The following is an 18182-nucleotide window of genomic DNA, read 5'->3' as shown; positions in this document are numbered from 1 at the left end:
TATACAAAGTAATTAAGAGGCTATTCCTATCGAATAGCCTTTTTTTTGTAAAAATTATGCTAAAAATATTGTTTTTAATAGTATCGCTATTATATTTGCATAAAACAATATCAAAAATGAAAGATATCATCGCTTCTTTAAAAATTCAGGTGAATGAAAAAATCTTCGTAAAAGATCCTGAGACTAGTAAACTCGGTAAAAAAATCATTCAAGAGAGCATTTTATTAATTGATGCCATAGGTTTTGACAATTTCACTTTTAAAAAATTAGGAGAAAAAATTGGATCAAATGAAAGTTCGATTTACCGTTATTTTGAAAACAAACATAAATTATTAGTATACCTCTCCTCTTGGTACTGGAGTTGGATGGAATATAAATTGTTTTTTGCCACGACCAACATTGATAACTCCTTCGAAAAATTGAAGAAAGCGATTTTAGTGGTTACCGAAAAAGTAGAAGACGATGCTGCCACAGCACACATTAACGAATCTATTTTAAACAAAATTATCATTTCTGAATTTACTAAAACATTACACACTAAAGAAGTAGACGAAGAAAATAAGGAAGGTTTTTTCTTGATTTATAAGAGAGTAATCAATAGAATTGTACTTTTAATAAATGAAGTTGATCCTGAATATCCGTTTGCAAAAAGTTTAGCCTCAAATATTATTGAAGGTGCATTGCATCAACAGTTTTTAAGGGAGCATCTCACTACTATTACCAACTGTAATACTGAGATAAGTCCAGCTGATTTTTATATTCATTTGATCACAACCGTTCTAAAAAAATAGATTTAATATGACACCATTAAAAAGATTTTACAATTTACTCGCATTAGATAAAAAAGACATTACTCAGCTGTTTTTATATGCAATTTTTGCTGGTTTAATTAGTTTATCGCTTCCATTAGGGATTCAAGCCATTATTAACTTCATCCAATCGGGACGTGTAAGTGTTTCATGGATTGTCTTGATTTTCTTAGTTGTTATGGGAGTTGCGTTAGTAGGGTTCCTATCGCTAATGCAGCTACGAATTACAGAGAACTTGCAACAAAAAATCTTTGTGCGCTCGTCATTTGAATTTGCAGTGCGATTACCTAAAATAAAGTTTGATCAATTGTACAATACTTATCCACCAGAATTAGCTAATCGATTTTTTGATACGATGACCATTCAAAAAGGAACGTCAAAATTATTGATTGATTTTTCTGCAGCTCTACTCCAAATTATCTTCGGAATTATTTTATTGTCATTGTACCACCCATACTTCATCTTGTTTGGAATCACCCTACTAATTCTACTTTATTTCATTTTCAAATTGTCTTACATTCCTGGGCTAGAAACTAGTTTGAAAGAATCTAAAAACAAATATAAAGTAGCCCATTGGTTGCAAGAAATGGCACGAAACAATTATAGTTTTAGAAACCAATTAAATTTTGATTACGGTTTACAAAAAAATGATTCCTTAGTTAGTGAATACTTGAACTACCGTGAAAAACACTTTAATATTATAAAGAGGCAGTTTACCCAATTAATCATTTTCAAAATAATCATTACAGCTAGTTTACTATCAATTGGTGGTTACTTAGTAGTTTCGCAACAAATGAACATTGGTCAATTCGTAGCTGCAGAGATTATTATTTTACTAGTAATTAACTCGGTAGAAAAAATCATCATTGGTCTTGACACTTTCTATGATGTATTAACCTCTGTCGAAAAAATAGGTCAAGTAACCGATTTAACTTTGGAGGACGAGTATGATAATGATAGTGTTGATTACTGCTATTCTGATATTTCTTTAGAAACAGAAAGTCTACAATTTAAATTTCCAGATGCTAAGAATGCTACATTAAAAGCCATTTCGTTAAAAATAGAACAAGGAGAACGCATTATAATAAACGGAGAAAATGGCTCAGGTAAAACAACTTTAATGCGCGTCTTATCTGGTTTATTAAAACCAACAACAGGTAGTTTATTTATCAATGATGCGACGTTTAAAAAAATTGATCTAAGACAATACCGTTCACAAATAGGTAGTGTGATTCACGGCGAATCACCATTTGAAGGAACTTATTTAGAAAACATCACTTTTAATGATCCAGCAATCACTCAAGAAGATTTAAAATGGGCTATTGAGGGTGTGCAACTTAGTGCCTTTATTAAATCCTTACCGGATAGTTTAGAAAGCCCAATCTTTCCTGAAGGTCGCCAGCTATCCTCTTCTAATGCGCAAAAAATATTACTTGCTAGAAGCATTATACACAAACCAAAAATTTTATTTTATGAAGACCCTACAGATACGATGGACGCAAATATTGCAAATGCAATAATCGACTTCATTACCGATGACGCTCATAAATGGACAATAATCGTATCGTCAAAAAATCCATACTGGAAAACCAAGTGCAGTAGAGAAATCACTATGGAAAAAGGACGTATTGTACTAGACCAACAAAACTAATAAACGATGCTAAATATATCTGATAACAATAAAATGGGGGTTTCAAATTGGGATAAATTCCAAACCATTAGAAACCTCAACTTAAAATCTAACTCCCGCACTTTAAACAAGATTATTGTCTTCTTTTTCATCCTGGGATTGCTAATTTTATTCTTGCCCTGGACACAAAACATATCTGGGTCAGGAGCTGTAACAACTTTAAAACCCAATCAAAGACCACAATCAATTCAAAGTGTTATTTCTGGTCGAATAGAAAACTGGTACGTGCAAGAAGGAGACTTTGTAAACAAGGGCGATACTATCTTATTTATCTCCGAAATAAAAGAAGATTATATGGATCCCAACTTGGTCGAAAATACTCAAAGACAAGTTCAAGCCAAGAAAATGTCCTTGGAGTCTTATGGATCTAAAGTATCTACATTGTCAAATCAAATACAATCCATCGAATCAGAACGAGGATTGAAATTTGAACAGGCACAAAATAAAATCAAACAGTCGCTGCTTAAAATAAAGAGTGACAGTATGGATCTTGTAGCGGTAAAAACCCAACTTAAAATTGCCAACACGCAATTTGACCGTGCCATGCAATTGAATAAAGAAGGCCTAAAACCACTGACAGACGTCGAAGAAAAAAGATTGAAATTACAGGAGGTTGAAGCTAAAATCATCACGCAAGAAAATAAATTTTTATCAAGCAAAAATGAATACATCAATGCTAAAGTAGAAACTAATAGAATCAATGCGGAGTATGCTGAGAAAATGTCAAAAGCACAAAGTGATCAATACACTGCTTTAAGCAACCAGTTTGATACCGAAGCTCAAGTAAATAAACTAGAGAATCAATATGCTAACTACAGCATAAGAAACGGTATGTACTATATTAAAGCACCACAAAGCGGTTATGTAAATAGAGTTTTGCAGGCGGGAATAGGACAAACTGTAAAAGAAGGTACTCCTATTGTGAGTATTATGCCTGCCGTTTTTGATATTGCAGTTGAAACATATATCGACCCAATAGATCTTCCCCTTGTACATCGTGGTGAAAAAATTAGAGTTTGGTTTGATGGTTGGCCTACAATTGTATTTTCGGGATGGCCTGATGTTTCTTATGGAACTTTTGGTGGAAAAATCGTTGCTATAGAAAATTTCATTAGCGATAATGGTAAGTACCGTATGTTGATAGCTCCAGACAAAGAAGCTGAGCCATGGCCCAAAGAGATTAGCATAGGTTCTGGTGCAGAGACAATCGCACTATTAGATACAGTGCCAATTTGGTTCGAAATTTGGCGTATCCTAAATGGATTTCCACCTAATTACTATAAATCAGATGTTAAAACGACTAAAGAGAAAAAATAATGAAAAAACTATTGCTACTTTTTTTCCTTGTTGGAAACATCATTTATGGACAAGACCTTCCTACAAACGAATTCAGTTACAATGAGTTTTTAGGCTATGTCGAGAAGTACCATCCACTGGTTAAAAGCGCCAATTTAGAAATCGACAAGGCACAAGCAAACTTGATGCAAGCAAGAGGTGGATTTGATCCAAAAATCGAGGTGGATTTTAAAGAAAAGCAGTTTAAGGATAAAGAATATTATTCAATACTTAATAGCAGCTTTAAAATACCAACCTGGTACGGAATCGAAATAAAAGCAGGTTTTGAAAACAATGACGGAATTTATTTAAATCCAGAAAATACCGTTCCAAATAAGGGATTAGCAGCTCTAGGGATTACCGTCCCTTTAGCTCAAGGTTTGCTAATCAATCAACGCATGGCAGATGTACGAAAAGCAAAAATTCAGTTACAGTTGTCACAAGCAGAACAAAAGCTACAGGCAATTGAAGTGCTTTATGATGCCTCAGTGGCTTATTTTTCATGGAGAAAAACATTCAACGAAGTGAAACTTTACGAGACCTATAACAAAAATGCAATTATTCGTTTTGAGGGTATCAAATCACTTATCAAACAAGGCGATAAGCGCGCTATTGATAGTATAGAAGCAGGAATTAGTCTAAAAAACCGACAATTAAGTCTTGAAAATGCACGATTAAAACTGCGAAAAGCACAATTATCACTCGAGACCTATTTATGGCTCGACAATGTAATTCCTTTTGAACTTGCTGATGCAATGATTCCTGAGACAAATTTAGACCTTACTATTCAAGAAACCTTGCGTACTAATGACTTGACTCAGGTAGATTTTTCAATAGACACTCACCCTAAGATTAATGCGCTAAGGAATAAAATTGACATGTTAACGGTCGATAAAAAACTTAAAGCCAATATGTTGCTACCAAAAATAGATGTAGGGTATTCTTATATTTCAGAGCCGAGTTATATTGACGATTACCAATTTGAAAACTATAAGCTCAGCGTAAATTTTTACTTTCCACTGTTTCTAAGAAAAGAACGCGGAAGTTTAAAACTAGCACAATACAAAATTCAAGAAAGCGAGTTTGCTTTAAGTTTAGAGCAGTTCCAACTTTCGAATAAAATTAGTGCTCAAAAATTTGAAATTGAAAGTTTGTCTAAGCAAAACGAAATTGTTAAAACCTTAGCTAGCGATTATAAAATCATGCTTCAGTCAGAGGAGCGCTTGTTTTCTTTTGGTGAAAGTTCGCTATTTTTAATCAATAGTAGAGAGAATAGTTTGATTAGTGCGCAGCTAGCCGCTATTGATTTAGAGAACAATTATTTTGTTTCGAATGCAAGTCTTTTTAAAATCCTAGCCAATCCTAATTAGATAATTTTAAAATCGTACTTTTGCAAACTGAAAATTAGAAAATATGATTATAGTAAAATCCCGTGAAGAAATAGAATTAATGCGTGAAAGTGCTTTAATTGTATCCAAAACATTAGGAATGATTGCTTCTGAAATAAAAGAAGGAGTAACTACATTACATTTAGATAAATTAGCAGAGGAATTCATTCGCGACCATGGAGCGGTGCCTAGCTTTTTAGGTTTATATGGTTTCCCAAACTCATTATGTATGAGTCCGAACTCTCAAGTAGTACACGGAATCCCAAACAATACACCGTTACAAAGCGGTGATGTGATTTCAGTAGATTGCGGGGCGTTCAAAAACGGATATCACGGTGATCACGCTTACTCATTTGAGATAGGAGAAGTGGCACCTGAAACTAAAAAATTATTACAAGTTACTAAAGAGTCTTTATATGTAGGTATCCGTGAATTCAAAGCTGGAAATCGCGTTGAAGATGTAGGTAATGCTATTCAAAAATATACAGAATCACACGGTTATGGTGTTGTTCGTGAATTAGTAGGACACGGTTTAGGGCAAAAAATGCACGAAGATCCTGAAATGCCTAATTACGGAAAACGCGGTCGTGGAAAACTTTTTGTAGAAGGTATGGTCGTTGCAATCGAACCTATGATTAATCAAGGAACTCGTAACATCAAACAACATAAAGACGGATGGACTATTACCACCGCTGATAATAAACCAAGCGCACACTTTGAACACGATGTAGCATTAATCGACGGAAAACCTGAGTTACTTTCTACTTTTGCTTATGTATATCAAGCGCTAGGAATTGTAAGTAATGAAGAGGATGAATTCAGAAAAGTTCCCTTGGTTCTTTAGAATTTAGTAGAGAGATTTTCTATTCAACGAATTCTATTATAAACTCAAATTAGTGAAATTCATACTACGCATATAATTTGTGCTAATTCGTGAAATTCGTATCAAAATACAATCCAATGAAATCCGTGTTTAAACTTATACTTAATACAATCCCTCGTCCGCTACTTATTCGTTTGAGTTATGTGGCACGTCCCGTGATTGCTTTTACATTAAAGGGCGATAAATTTACTGATCCTATTGATGGTAAAAGCTTCAAGTCGATGTTGCCTTACGGGTACGAGACACAACGCAATAACGTATTATCACCAAGTACGCTTTCGCTTGAGAGACACCGTTTACTTTGGTTGTATTTAAATGACAAAACAGATTTTTTTAGCGCACCAAAAAAGGTGTTGCATTTTGCGCCAGAGCAAGCATTTTATAAGCTTTTTCGAAGTCAAAAAAATCTTGATTACACCACGACCGATTTGTTTTCACCACTTGCCGATGTCAAAGCGGATATTTGTGACTTGCCTTTTGAAGATAATCAATACGACATTATTTTGTGTAACCACGTTCTAGAACATATTCCAGACGATACTAAGGCGATGCAAGAATTATATCGAGTTTTAAAACCTGGCGGAATGGCTATATTACAAATTCCGCAAGATTTAAATCGCGCAGTTACCTATGCAGATGACACCATAACAGACCAGAAAAAACGTGCTGAAATTTTCGGACAGTACGATCACGTTCGTATTTATGGTCGTGATTATTTTGACAAACTTAGAAGCATTGGTTTCACAGTTATTGAGGAAGATTACACCAATAAAATTGCTCCTGAATTAGTAGAAAAATACTGCTTAGCCAAAGGTGAAATTATTCCTGTTTGCTTTAAATAAAAGAACTATTACAATAAATAAAGCCTCTAGAAGTTATTACTTTTTAGAGGCTTTGTTATTTACAAAATATGCCGTCACCTAAAATTATTGAGTAAAAAGTATTGGCCTGAGATTTGCTATAAATAGTCTGAAAGAGGTTTATTCGAATAAAAAACAGTATAAATTAGTATATTTAGCCTTTTAAAAGCTACCGTATCACATGAAAAAAAGTATCACTTTTATATTGATTTGTCTCGTTCAATTTTGCTTCGCACAAATAGATGAGACTTTGACCACACCAGTAAATATCAAGACAGTATCTTTTACACAAAACAATGTTAATGCAGTACCTATATTTGTATTGGGAAGTGGTTTCCAACTTCAGTTTGACGATCTTTTTGGTAATGAAGCTGATTACTATTACGAAATTATCCATTGTGATTACAACTGGCACCCAACACAAATACCTAAAGCAGAATATCTAGAAGGTTTTGACAATCAACGCATTCAAACCTATAGCAACTCGTTTAACACATTACAACTTTATTCCCATTACACTTTATCCCTACCTAATCAAAATACGTTAGGTCTAAAATTAAGCGGCAATTATATCATCACTATTCTTAATGACGCTAAAGAGGCTATTTTTTCTCGTAAATTTATTCTTTATGAAGAAGCAGTAAAGATCCCAATGCAAATAAAACGAGCAAGAACCACAGCTAATTTGCCCTTAAAACACAACGTTGAATTCTCTGTAAATTCGACCGAACTTACTTTCCAGAATCCTTTGAAAAATGTAAAAGTGATGTTACTGCAAAATGGAAAATTTGATACTGCTATTAAAAATATTGTTCCCCAATACACCTTAGGCAACGACTTAGTTTACAAATATGACACTGAAACGCAGTTCTGGGCAGGTAATGAATTTTTATTTTTCGAAAATAAAGACATACGCGCCTCTGGAAACAATGTAGCTATAATTGACGCAAATACTGCCGTCTATGGTAGCCATCTTTTTACACACAATGCTAGAGCTAGTTTCCCCTACTCCTTTACACAGGATGTTAATGGAAATTTTCTTGTAAATAACATTAATGGGAGCGACAATACCGTAGAAGCAGATTATGCATGGGTCTACTTTACACTTTCAGCGCCATCTTTTAGATTAGACAAAGATATTTACATCACTGGAATGTTTAATAACTACGCCCTATCAGAAGAGTACAAAATGGAATATAATGAGAAGAAAGGATTGTATGAAAAAGCGTTATTGATTAAGCAAGGATTCACAAATTATGAATATACAATAGCTGATAAAAAAGGATTTATTGATTTTGAAAACGCCATCGATGGGAACTTTTATCAAACAGAAAACAACTATACAGTACTAGTTTATTACAAAGAAAATACCGGACGATATGATCGTGTCATAGGTAAAGCTGATCTAAACTCTATAAATATCGTCAATTAAAATATTAGTTAAAATCAATAATACAGTAACTAAATTTTGTATTTTTGTTATCATAACTCACACAAACAGCACAATTTAAATGGTTTCTCAAATAACAAGAGGCATAAAGATATCAGTATTAACTAGTTTTGAAGGTACATACTTTAAGAACTACAAGGTTCACTTTGCTTTTAGTTATGAGGTTACAATTGAGAACCACAGTAAAGATTCGGTACAACTTACCTCACGTCATTGGGAAATTCACGATGCGTTGAACGATATTGAAACAGTAGACGGCGACGGAGTTATTGGAAAAAAACCTGTCTTAAAACCAGGAGAATTACACACCTACAGTTCTGGTTGCTTACTTGCTTCTCCTTATGGAGCAATGAAAGGTTATTTTAATATGATCAATTTCACCACTGCAAAAACATTTAAGGTTTTAATACCCAGCTTTAAATTGTCGGCTCCATTTGCTTTGAATTAATACCTTTTAATTTAACATTTTTCACTTTCTTAAGTGGTATTTATCACTTTTTTGAATTATCCTTCGTACTTTTGTTATGCAATAATTTTTTCGCAAATTCCTGCTAAAATTATTACTAATACGAATGTCTAATCTTGTCTGCTTTTTTTGCAGATGAACAAATCAAAATATCATGCTAAAAGGATTTTTTAACGTACCAAAAGCGGTAAATGAACCAGTAAAAGGGTACGCGCCAAATTCACCTGAAAGAGCAGCTGTGCAAGCAGCTTACACTAAAATGTGGAATGCTAAAATTGACGTGCCATTATATATTGGTAGCGAAGAAATTAGAACTGGAAACACAAAAAACATGACAGCTCCTCACGATCACAAGCATGTCGTAGGTACCTATCACCTTGCTGAAAAATCACATGTTGAGAAAGCTATCGCAAATGCATTAGAATCTAGAGATGCATGGGCAAACATGGCATGGGAACAACGTGCAGCTATCTTCTTGAAAGCAGCTGAATTAATAGCAGGACCTTACAGAGCAAGAATCAATGCTGCAACAATGATTGCACAATCTAAAAATATTCACCAAGCAGAAATTGATGCTTCATGTGAGCTAATTGACTTTTTACGTTTTAACGTAGAGTTCATGACTCAAATTTATGGTGACCAACCTTCTTCGACATCTGATATGTGGAATCGCTTAGAGTACCGCCCTCTTGAAGGATTTGTATATGCGATTACACCATTTAACTTTACAGCAATTGCTGCTAATCTTCCAGCAAGTGCTGCTATGATGGGTAACGTTGTCGTATGGAAACCAAGTGATAGCCAAGTATTCTCTGCTCAAATTATTATCGAAGTATTTAAAGAAGCTGGAGTTCCTGATGGAGTAATCAATGTGGTTTTTGGAGATGCTTTAATGGTAACGGATACCGTATTAGCGAGCCGTGACTTTGCTGGATTGCACTTTACAGGTTCTACTCATGTATTTAAAGACATTTGGGCAAAAATAGGAACAAACATTCACCACTATAAAACATACCCGAGAATCGTAGGAGAAACTGGAGGAAAAGATTTTATCATCGCTCACTCTAGCGCTAACCCAAAACAAGTTTCTACTGGAATTGTGCGTGGTGCTTTTGAATTTCAAGGTCAAAAATGTTCAGCAGCTTCTAGGGCTTACGTACCACAAAGTATGTGGCCAGCTGTTAAAGAACAAATTATCACTGATGTAAAATCAATGAAAATGGGTTCTCCAGAAGACTTTAGCAATTTTATTACTGCTGTAATTCACGAAGGTTCATTTGACAAATTAGCTAGTTTTATTGATCAAGCTAAAAAAGATACTGACGCCGAAATCATTGTTGGTGGAAACTACGACAAATCAGTAGGGTACTTTATTGAGCCTACAGTAATTGTTACTACAAACCCACATTACTCTACAATGGAGACGGAATTATTCGGACCTGTAATGACCATCTACGTATACGAAGATGCAAAATGGGAAGAAACACTTGAATTAGTTGATTCAACTTCAGAATATGCATTAACAGGAGCTGTTTTCAGCACAGATCGTTATGCAATTGAAGTAGCAACAATAAAATTACAAAACGCTGCCGGTAACTTCTACATTAACGACAAACCAACAGGTGCTGTTGTAGGACAACAACCATTTGGTGGAGCAAGAGCTTCAGGAACAAACGACAAAGCAGGTTCTCCATTGAACTTGTTGCGTTGGGCTTCTCCTAGAACAATCAAAGAAACTTTTGTAACTCCAACAGATTACAGATATCCATTCTTAGGAGAATAATCCTCCTAACCCCCGAAGGGGGTACAATAAAAAGCCCACAAGATTCCAGTTTTGAAATCCTGTGGGCTTTTAAATTTTAAACCAAATGACATCGCCAAGCTATCTTAGTTTCTCATTTATTATAAGATTTCTATTAGCTCGCAACTATCTTACACAACAAACTTCAGCGGCAAGTGTACTACTTTTTTTGTTTCGAAAAATTCATCTTCAAAAAAGTCGGCTAAATTATATTCTGTTGCTTTAGGGAAATCTTTTAACTCTTCGGTTAAATCACCACCTTTTAAATATAGGATTCCGTTTTTTAAAGCGTGTTTTTGTTGCTTCTTGATTTTGGTTTTAACCCAAGAAACAAAATCCGGCATATTTGTTACTGCTCTACTAACAATAAAATCAAAATCTCCTTTTACATTTTCTGCACGCAGTTGCTCCGCTTTTACATTTTTAAGTTCTAAAGCGTCTACGACACCTTGTACTACTTTTATTTTTTTGGCGATAATATCTATTAAATAAAAACGTGTTTCAGGATAAAGAATAGCTAACGGGATTCCAGGAAAACCGCCACCAGTTCCCACATCAAGCACGTAAGTTCCTGGTTCGAATTTCATCACCTTCGCAATTCCTAATGAGTGTAAAATGTGTTTAGTATACAACGCATCGATATCTTTTCTAGAAATCACATTTATTTTTTCGTTCCAATCGTGGTATATAAAGTCCAATTTGGCGAACTGCTCTTTTTGCAAGTCGGTTAAATTGGGAAAATATTTCAAAATCTCGTCCATCGTTCAATTTTTTTAACAAAAGTACTGATTTTAACTCTTAAATATTTAACTCAATTTTGCAGAGTTGAAAATTTTAATAATTATCTTTGGAACTTATTACAATTTACATATGATTACATCAGCACCTACATTTGCTAAGCAAGATAAAATGAAGTTTTTCAGAACTCTTAACTCACGGGTTAACAACTACTTCAAAGAAAACAATATAAAAAAAACAGGTAACTGGAGGTTGTACTTAAAGACCATCATTTTATTTGCTGTTTTTTTAGCACCTTATTTTTTAATACTCACCCTTGACATGCCATTTTGGGCACATTTACTATTGACCATTGTAATGGGAATAGGAATGGCCGGAGTGGGAATGAACGTGATGCATGATGGAAATCATGGATCGTATTCGAATAAAAGTTGGGTAAACAAATTCATGGGAGGAACTATTTATGTTCTGGCTGGAAACGTGTACAACTGGCAAGTGCAACACAATGTGTTACACCATACCTATACTAATATCCCTGGTCATGATGAAGATCTAGATGCAGGTAGAATTATTCGTTTTACTAAAGAAGCAAAATGGCATAGTTTTCACCGTTTTCAACAATATTATTCGGTATTTTTATACGGATTATTAACTTTTAACTGGGCGATTACTACCGATTTTAAACAGATGAGAAGTTACCTAAAAAGAAAATTATCTTATGGTGAAGCCAAGAGCCCAAAAATTCTTTGGACAACTTTGATCATTACAAAAATTATATACGTCTCTATTTGGATTGTATTACCTATTGTAATTGGAATCACTTGGTGGAAAGTTTTAATTGGCTTTTTCATCATGCATTACACTGCTGGATTAATTTTGAGTGTAGTATTTCAACTCGCACATGTTGTAGAGGAAACTACAAATCCATCACCTAATGAATTAGGAGAAATGGACAATACTTGGGCAATTCATCAATTATTCACTACCACCAATTTTGCTCCTAGAAATGCCATTGTCAATTGGTATACAGGCGGATTAAACCACCAGATTGAACACCATATTTTCCCTAATATTAGTCATGTTCATTACGGTAAAATAGCAAAGATTGTTAAGGAAACAGCGCAAGAATGCAACCTTCCTTATTATGAATATAAAACAATGCGTTCTGCGGTGGTTGCTCATTTCAAGCATTTAAAGGAACTAGGAATGAAACCTGAAATGGTCTAAACACGACTCTAGTATATGTTTATATACATTTCATTTTAAGGATAAAACTAAAAACTAATCTATAACTACTCCCCTAAAAACTATTATTTAGGGCATCAATTCAACTAATAATGAATCCACTTTCTGACAGAATCAACAACTTAGCGACTTCACAAACATTAGCAATGGCTGCCTTGGCTAGAGAATTAAAAGCACAAGGAAAAGACATTATCAGTTTGAGTTTAGGAGAGCCTGATTTTAATACACCTGACTTTATTAAAGAGGCAGCAAAACAAGCAGTCGATGACAATTACAGTACCTATTCTCCAGTAGATGGTTATGGAGAATTGAAAGATGCTATTTGCAGAAAATTTAAAAGAGATAACAATTTAGAATACAAACCTGCAAACATTGTTGTTTCAACAGGAGCAAAACAATCTTTATACAACATTGCTCAAGTAATGTTGAATGATGGAGATGAGGTTATTTTACCTGCACCTTACTGGGTTTCTTATTTCGAAATAGTAAAATTATCGGGAGGTGTTCCAGTTGAAGTGCCTACTTCAATCGACACTGATTTTAAAATTACACCTGCACAGTTAGAAGCTGCAATCACACCAAAAACAAAAATGATGTGGTTCTCTACTCCATGTAATCCTTCAGGATCTGTATACAGTCGTGAGGAACTTACTGCTCTTGCTGCAGTTTTAGAAAAGCATCCAAATGTATATGTCGTTGCTGACGAAATATATGAGCATATTAATTTTTCGGGAACTTTTTGCAGTATCGGTTCTATCCCAGGAATGTTTGACAAAACAATAACAGTAAACGGAGTCGCAAAAGCATTTGCAATGACAGGATACCGTATTGGTTACATAGGAGCACCAGAATTTATTGCAAAAGCGTGTACAAAAATACAAGGCCAAGTTACTTCAGGGGCTAATTCTCCAGCGCAACGTGCTACTATCACAGCTGTAGATGCTGATCCATCTGTATTAAAACATATGGTTGACGCTTTTCACTCTCGTAGAGATTTAGTGGTAGGTTTATTGAAAGAGATTCCAGGAGTAAAAATAAACGTTCCAGAAGGTGCATTTTATGTGTTCCCTGATGTTTCTTCTTTCTTTGGAAAAACATTAAAAGGAACTGAAATTAAAAACGCCATGGATTTATCTATGTATCTATTAGCTGAAGCAAATGTTGCTACAGTGACAGGTGATGCTTTTGGTAATCCTGACTGTATTCGTTTTTCATATGCGACAAGCGATGATATATTAAAAGAAGCTTTAAAAAGAATTAAAGAGGCATTAGCACTTTAATTTTTCAATTATAAAGTTGGTGTACGCCAACGTTACTTACACAATGCCTTGAGAAGTAATTCTTAAGGCATTTTTTTTTAGACTCTATTTTTATTGTTTTTTCGAAAAAATATCCGACGTTGATAATCTTGTAATAAACTGCGAAAATTTTGTAAGATAAAACACTTCTTATTATCCCATCTTTGTATCAAACAAATATTTAAAAACAAACATTATGATGAATTCAGACGACAAAAGAGAAAAAGTAGTAAGTACACTAGATGGTTTAATCGCAATTCTAGAGGATGGAAAATTAGGTTATAAAAATGCAGCAGAACATGCAGAAAACAGCATGATCAAATCAGAATTTGCAGAATATGCTCGTGAGCGTGCATTATTTATTGTAGAATTACAAGACGAAATCAACAAATTAGGAAAATCTACTGACACATCAGGTGGAGGAGCTTTAGGAGCAATACACCGTGCATGGATTGACATTAAATCAACTTTTACAAGCGGAGATACTGAAGCGATCATTAACGCATGTATTACTGGTGAAGAGTCAGCTGTTGAAAAATACGAAGATGCTTTAAAAGTAGAAGAAATGGAGCAAAACCAAATTGCAATTGTTTCAAAGCAATTAAATAGCATCAAAGCTATCTTAATGAAACTTAAAGCTAAAACAGTAAACTAAGATGTTAGCTTATAAATTTTGAAAACTACCAAGTGATATTGATCTTGGTAGTTTTTTTTATGCAAAATTGTCACTAAAAGTGAGTGCGTTTTTAATCCTTGAAATCTCCATATCAAGTATTATAGTCTGCTAGAAGTTAAAATTAAAGCAGTGGTTGCAAATAATGGACTAATTACAATACAGTCAATTTATCCCATCTATTGAAAGCTGTATGAAACTTCTAACCACCATTCAAATTCGAAAGAAGGTTATTAATTACGGAGCTAAATTATTTCGCAGAATTATTGGATTATCAATGTGGTAAACCAATTGTTTTTTATATTTTTAAAAGAAAAAAATATAGCAATGTCGCAATTAAAATCAATATTATTTACTGGTCTTCTACTGACTTCTCTTTCGCTATTCGCGCAAGACCTCCCAAGTACATCAGTCATTAAAACTACTGACCTTCACAATCACCTGAAAGCTGAAATCAAGAAGCAAATTCCGAACACTGAAGCAGCCCTAGCCGCTTATTACAGAAAAGCTTTTTCCGAACGCTTTTATTATGATTGGCACACCGTACCAGAACGATTTGAATTATATGCAAATTCGTATCCCGAAGCAAAAGCAAGTCATTTAGAGCGAGCAAATGATCACATGACAAAATTTAAAGCAGCGAGTCCGTGGGTACTTCCTTTTAATTATCAAAATGGTGAGAAGGTAAACGCATATGCCCTACGCCACTTAGCGAGACAGCATAAAATGATTGATATTGCTTTCAATTATTTCTATGATAATAAAAATCCAAAGTACATCTCGTATTTCACAAACCAGATGCAGTCATTAAATACTGCTTTAGAAAACAATGCTTACGAGACAATCAAAGATGGGAATGGCGTTTATGAAGCATTTCGATCTGGTTACCGCATTCTAAATTGGTTAGAAATACATAATTTATTTTTAGGAGAGAAAGCGTATACTGACAAAGATCAGCTGTACACTATTGCTACTTTACTGCAACACGGTGAGAATTTGTACGAGACAAATGCCAGCTTCAGTGATGGAAATCATCAAACTAGAGGAATGTCGGCATTAGCGATGTTGGCCATTTTATTGAGGGATTTTGAAGGAACAGATAAATGGTACGACAGAGCGATGACTAGATTGAACGAACATCTATCAAAGGAAATTAATCCTGATGGCTTTCAGTTTGAACGCTCAGTTCATTATCACATGAGTGATATCGAAACCTATTATTTTGTTTATCAACTTGCAAAGATTAGCAACATTACTATAGACAAATCTGTTGAAGACAAACTGAAATCACTTTTCACAAGCTTAGCAAAAATTTCATATCCAGACAAATCAGCCCCTGTTTTACAGGACGACACAAACGAACCTTGGGCCGAAAAGAATACTATTTCAGGAACGATGACTTTAGGTTATATTTTATATGAAGATCCTAGCGTAGGCTACTTTGCACAGGATTTTATCGATTCAGGAATGTATTGGTTTTTAAGTAAGCAGCAAATTGAATTATTAAAAAATATAGAGAAAAAGAAACCCACTTTTGGCTCTGTTACTTTACCGGAAACCGCTTATTATGTAATGCGCGAGGGCTGGGAAAAGAATGACAAGATGATGATTATAAGTAATGGTGTTGACGACATGAAGCCAGACCATCAACATGGTGACATCTTGGGAATTCAAGCTGTAGCAAATGGTCAAGTAATTTTACCCAATTATCAAGTACGCTATTCATTGACCGACTTTGCTTTTTTTAAAAACTCAATGGTTAAAAATGTAGCTTTAGTTGATAACGAATTGCAAGGAAAAGATTGGACATCAAATGAAGGCGGCAGCGGATTTGGTAAGTTTAAAAATCTACCCTTACCAACAACTATCGCTTGGGAAAGCAACCCTCAATTTGATTTATTTGTAGGTAGTCACAATGGATTTGAAAATATTGGCGTAAGATATAGCCGTCAAGTAATTTATCTAAAAGATGATTTATGGGTTGTAAAAGACAATTTTTATTCGAAAGAAGCACATACTTACAAGCAAGTTTGGCAAGGTCATTACACGGAGGATTTGAAACCAAATCTTATACGTTCTAATTTTCCAGATGCAACAGGACTGGATATTTACCAACTTAACGCAGTTGATAAAAATGACAAATCAGGCACACGAGGAAAAGAGTGGACTGTGGTAAGTAAAGAAAATCAATCAGAATTTAGTTTTATAACTGTTTTACACCCCTATTCAAATTTTGACAAACGAATAAATGAAGAAGCAAAAACACCAGAGTTAGCAGGTTGGAAACAAAATAGTTTATCGTTTGAAGCCACGGGAGAACAACTTAAAAGTCTTTCTAAAGATGACAAATCGTTTTTATTCAATGTAAAAATGATTACCGTGGCCAACAGTATGATTACATTTAACAAAGCTACAGACGTTTCCATTGAAATAAATGGAAAACAAATTACGTTATACAATCTCGCTGACAGTCCCTTAACAGCTACTTTTAAGAGCAAGGCTACAATAATGCAAGATGGTAGAACTATTAACAAAAACACCATTTTACAACCAGGACATAAGATTGTAATCACAACAAAATAATGGCAAATGTAAGAACCGATACTCAAATGGTATCGGTTTTTTTATGCTTTAAAATTACTTAGATCTAATCGCTTTTCAAATTATAGTGATATAATTACATTTTAGCAGTCCTAAATGCTACCGGTGTCATCAAAGCATTTTTTTTAAACAGCCTAACAAAGTAAGAATAGTCATCGTACCCTAGCCTACTTGCGACTTCGCTTACCGTTAAATTCTTATTCATTAGCATTCTTTTGGCTTCTAACATGACGCGCTCAGTGACCACTTGAGTAGTAGTTTTTTTCAAGCTTTCATTACAAATGCGATTTAAATGTTTCAAACTTATATTGAGTGCAGCGGCATAAAAAGAAGCTGCTTTTTGTTCGATAAAATTCATTTCAATTAACTGTGACAGCTGTTTTATTTTATTCGAATAAGGCACTAGTACATTAGCGGAACTACTGCTGTATTTTCGAGCCAACTCAATATGAATAGTATCCAGTAAATTCATTATTTTGTCATGGCTCCAATCTTTTTTAGATCTTGCTTCTTGTAAGATCATTTCGAAATATGGTTGAAGGGCAACCGTTTCATCGGTAGATAAGATAATTTCTGATTTAGCGTGTACATTAAAATAAAAAGGGAAGTTGTCAATGTCTTTTTGTCCAAAATATAAATTATACATTTCTTTAGAGTAAAAAACCACGTAACCAGTAACATCATGTGATAAACTCCAATGGTGCATTTGGCCAGGTTGTAAAACAAATGCACTCCCCGCTTGCACTTTATATTTATCAAAATCAATCTCATGTATGCCTGTACCCGCTGTAAAAAGCACCAACACATAAAAATCATGTCGGTGTGGTTCTTCTATAAAGCTATGCGTAGTCAGGTGATTTTCGAAAGTATTGATGTAAAAATCGCTAGCTACCGCATTGCAATTAAAGCTTTGAATGGTATAAATAGGATATTTTTTCATTTTAC

General features: G+C 34.3%; 15 protein-coding genes. 13 read left to right on the top strand and 2 right to left on the bottom strand.

The window, feature by feature from the left end; all coding sequences use genetic code 11:
- Positions 1-116 precede the first annotated feature (116 nt).
- The 9 genes from H603_RS0105710 to pruA all read left to right on the top strand — a co-directional run bounded on the left by H603_RS0105710 (position 117) and on the right by pruA (position 10664).
- Positions 117-791: a TetR/AcrR family transcriptional regulator gene (locus tag H603_RS0105710; protein WP_026707669.1), complete on the top strand. Its 675-nt coding sequence runs from the start codon at positions 117-119 to the stop codon at positions 789-791.
- A gap of 7 nt (positions 792-798) precedes the next feature.
- The gene (locus tag H603_RS0105705) at positions 799-2460 is read left to right on the top strand and encodes a peptidase domain-containing ABC transporter (RefSeq protein ID WP_026707668.1); all 1662 of its coding nucleotides are present in this window, start codon (positions 799-801) and stop codon (positions 2458-2460) included.
- Between the two features lie 6 nt (positions 2461-2466).
- Positions 2467-3816, top strand: a complete 1350-nt coding sequence (locus H603_RS0105700; RefSeq protein ID WP_026707667.1) for an HlyD family secretion protein — start codon at positions 2467-2469, stop codon at positions 3814-3816.
- The gene (locus H603_RS0105695) at positions 3816-5204 is read left to right on the top strand and encodes a TolC family protein (protein WP_026707666.1); all 1389 of its coding nucleotides are present in this window, start codon (positions 3816-3818) and stop codon (positions 5202-5204) included. Before H603_RS0105700 ends, H603_RS0105695 begins: the two co-directional genes overlap by 1 nt.
- Positions 5205-5247: 43 nt before the next feature.
- The gene (gene map / locus H603_RS0105690; RefSeq protein ID WP_026707665.1) at positions 5248-6066 is read left to right on the top strand and encodes a type I methionyl aminopeptidase; all 819 of its coding nucleotides are present in this window, start codon (positions 5248-5250) and stop codon (positions 6064-6066) included.
- Positions 6067-6182: 116 nt separating this feature from the next.
- Positions 6183-6947, top strand: coding sequence for a class I SAM-dependent methyltransferase (locus H603_RS0105685; RefSeq protein ID WP_026707664.1), 765 nt, complete (start codon positions 6183-6185; stop codon positions 6945-6947).
- A gap of 199 nt (positions 6948-7146) precedes the next feature.
- Complete coding sequence (locus H603_RS0105680; protein WP_026707663.1) at positions 7147-8397, top strand: type IX secretion system plug protein; 1251 nt, start codon at positions 7147-7149, stop codon at positions 8395-8397.
- 79 nt (positions 8398-8476) lie between these two features.
- The gene (apaG, locus tag H603_RS0105675; protein ID WP_026707662.1) at positions 8477-8863 is read left to right on the top strand and encodes a Co2+/Mg2+ efflux protein ApaG; all 387 of its coding nucleotides are present in this window, start codon (positions 8477-8479) and stop codon (positions 8861-8863) included.
- Between the two features lie 172 nt (positions 8864-9035).
- Positions 9036-10664: an L-glutamate gamma-semialdehyde dehydrogenase gene (pruA, locus tag H603_RS0105670; RefSeq protein WP_026707661.1), complete on the top strand. Its 1629-nt coding sequence runs from the start codon at positions 9036-9038 to the stop codon at positions 10662-10664.
- A 149-nt stretch (positions 10665-10813) separates the two neighbouring features.
- On the opposite strand, the gene rsmG is transcribed toward pruA, so the two are convergent.
- Positions 10814-11443 carry a 16S rRNA (guanine(527)-N(7))-methyltransferase RsmG gene (gene rsmG, locus H603_RS0105665; RefSeq protein ID WP_026707660.1) on the bottom strand — a complete coding sequence of 210 codons (630 nt, stop codon included), beginning with the start codon at positions 11441-11443 and terminating at the stop codon, positions 10814-10816.
- A gap of 109 nt (positions 11444-11552) precedes the next feature.
- Here rsmG and H603_RS0105660 point away from each other — a divergent pair, with 109 nt between their 5' ends.
- From H603_RS0105660 to H603_RS0105645, 4 genes are all read left to right on the top strand, one after another.
- Positions 11553-12647, top strand: coding sequence for a fatty acid desaturase family protein (locus H603_RS0105660; RefSeq protein ID WP_026707659.1), 1095 nt, complete (start codon positions 11553-11555; stop codon positions 12645-12647).
- A 110-nt stretch (positions 12648-12757) separates the two neighbouring features.
- A complete protein-coding gene (locus H603_RS0105655) occupies positions 12758-13945 on the top strand; it encodes a pyridoxal phosphate-dependent aminotransferase (RefSeq protein WP_026707658.1) in 1188 nt (395 codons plus the stop codon).
- Positions 13946-14159: 214 nt separating this feature from the next.
- On the top strand, positions 14160-14618 hold the full coding sequence (locus H603_RS0105650) for a ferritin-like domain-containing protein (RefSeq protein WP_026707657.1): 459 nt from the start codon (positions 14160-14162) through the stop codon (positions 14616-14618).
- 345 nt (positions 14619-14963) lie between these two features.
- Complete coding sequence (locus H603_RS0105645) at positions 14964-17219, top strand: heparinase II/III family protein (RefSeq protein WP_026707656.1); 2256 nt, start codon at positions 14964-14966, stop codon at positions 17217-17219.
- Positions 17220-17313: 94 nt separating this feature from the next.
- Here H603_RS0105645 and H603_RS0105640 read toward each other — a convergent pair whose 3' ends face one another.
- Entirely contained in the window at positions 17314-18177 is an 864-nt protein-coding gene (locus H603_RS0105640) for an AraC family transcriptional regulator (RefSeq protein ID WP_026707655.1), read from the bottom strand.
- Positions 18178-18182: the final 5 nt, after the last annotated feature.

Source organism: Flavobacterium frigidarium DSM 17623 (genome assembly GCF_000425505.1).
In the GTDB taxonomy this organism is placed as follows: domain Bacteria; phylum Bacteroidota; class Bacteroidia; order Flavobacteriales; family Flavobacteriaceae; genus Flavobacterium; species Flavobacterium frigidarium.
This window is presented reverse-complemented; position numbering and strand designations above follow the sequence as displayed.

What these genes read in the sequence shown, in the direction of transcription:
- H603_RS0105710 (WP_026707669.1), top strand. Translation starts at nt 117, where the DNA reads ATGAAAGATATCATCGCTTCTTTAAAAATTCAGGTGAATGAAAAAATC.
- H603_RS0105705 (WP_026707668.1), top strand. Translation starts at nt 799, where the DNA reads ATGACACCATTAAAAAGATTTTACAATTTACTCGCATTAGATAAAAAA.
- H603_RS0105700 (WP_026707667.1), top strand. Translation starts at nt 2,467, where the DNA reads ATGCTAAATATATCTGATAACAATAAAATGGGGGTTTCAAATTGGGAT.
- H603_RS0105695 (WP_026707666.1), top strand. Translation starts at nt 3,816, where the DNA reads ATGAAAAAACTATTGCTACTTTTTTTCCTTGTTGGAAACATCATTTAT.
- map (WP_026707665.1), top strand. Translation starts at nt 5,248, where the DNA reads ATGATTATAGTAAAATCCCGTGAAGAAATAGAATTAATGCGTGAAAGT.
- H603_RS0105685 (WP_026707664.1), top strand. Translation starts at nt 6,183, where the DNA reads ATGAAATCCGTGTTTAAACTTATACTTAATACAATCCCTCGTCCGCTA.
- H603_RS0105680 (WP_026707663.1), top strand. Translation starts at nt 7,147, where the DNA reads ATGAAAAAAAGTATCACTTTTATATTGATTTGTCTCGTTCAATTTTGC.
- apaG (WP_026707662.1), top strand. Translation starts at nt 8,477, where the DNA reads ATGGTTTCTCAAATAACAAGAGGCATAAAGATATCAGTATTAACTAGT.
- pruA (WP_026707661.1), top strand. Translation starts at nt 9,036, where the DNA reads ATGCTAAAAGGATTTTTTAACGTACCAAAAGCGGTAAATGAACCAGTA.
- rsmG (WP_026707660.1), bottom strand. Translation starts at nt 11,443, where the DNA reads ATGGACGAGATTTTGAAATATTTTCCCAATTTAACCGACTTGCAAAAA.
- H603_RS0105660 (WP_026707659.1), top strand. Translation starts at nt 11,553, where the DNA reads ATGATTACATCAGCACCTACATTTGCTAAGCAAGATAAAATGAAGTTT.
- H603_RS0105655 (WP_026707658.1), top strand. Translation starts at nt 12,758, where the DNA reads ATGAATCCACTTTCTGACAGAATCAACAACTTAGCGACTTCACAAACA.
- H603_RS0105650 (WP_026707657.1), top strand. Translation starts at nt 14,160, where the DNA reads ATGATGAATTCAGACGACAAAAGAGAAAAAGTAGTAAGTACACTAGAT.
- H603_RS0105645 (WP_026707656.1), top strand. Translation starts at nt 14,964, where the DNA reads ATGTCGCAATTAAAATCAATATTATTTACTGGTCTTCTACTGACTTCT.
- H603_RS0105640 (WP_026707655.1), bottom strand. Translation starts at nt 18,177, where the DNA reads ATGAAAAAATATCCTATTTATACCATTCAAAGCTTTAATTGCAATGCG.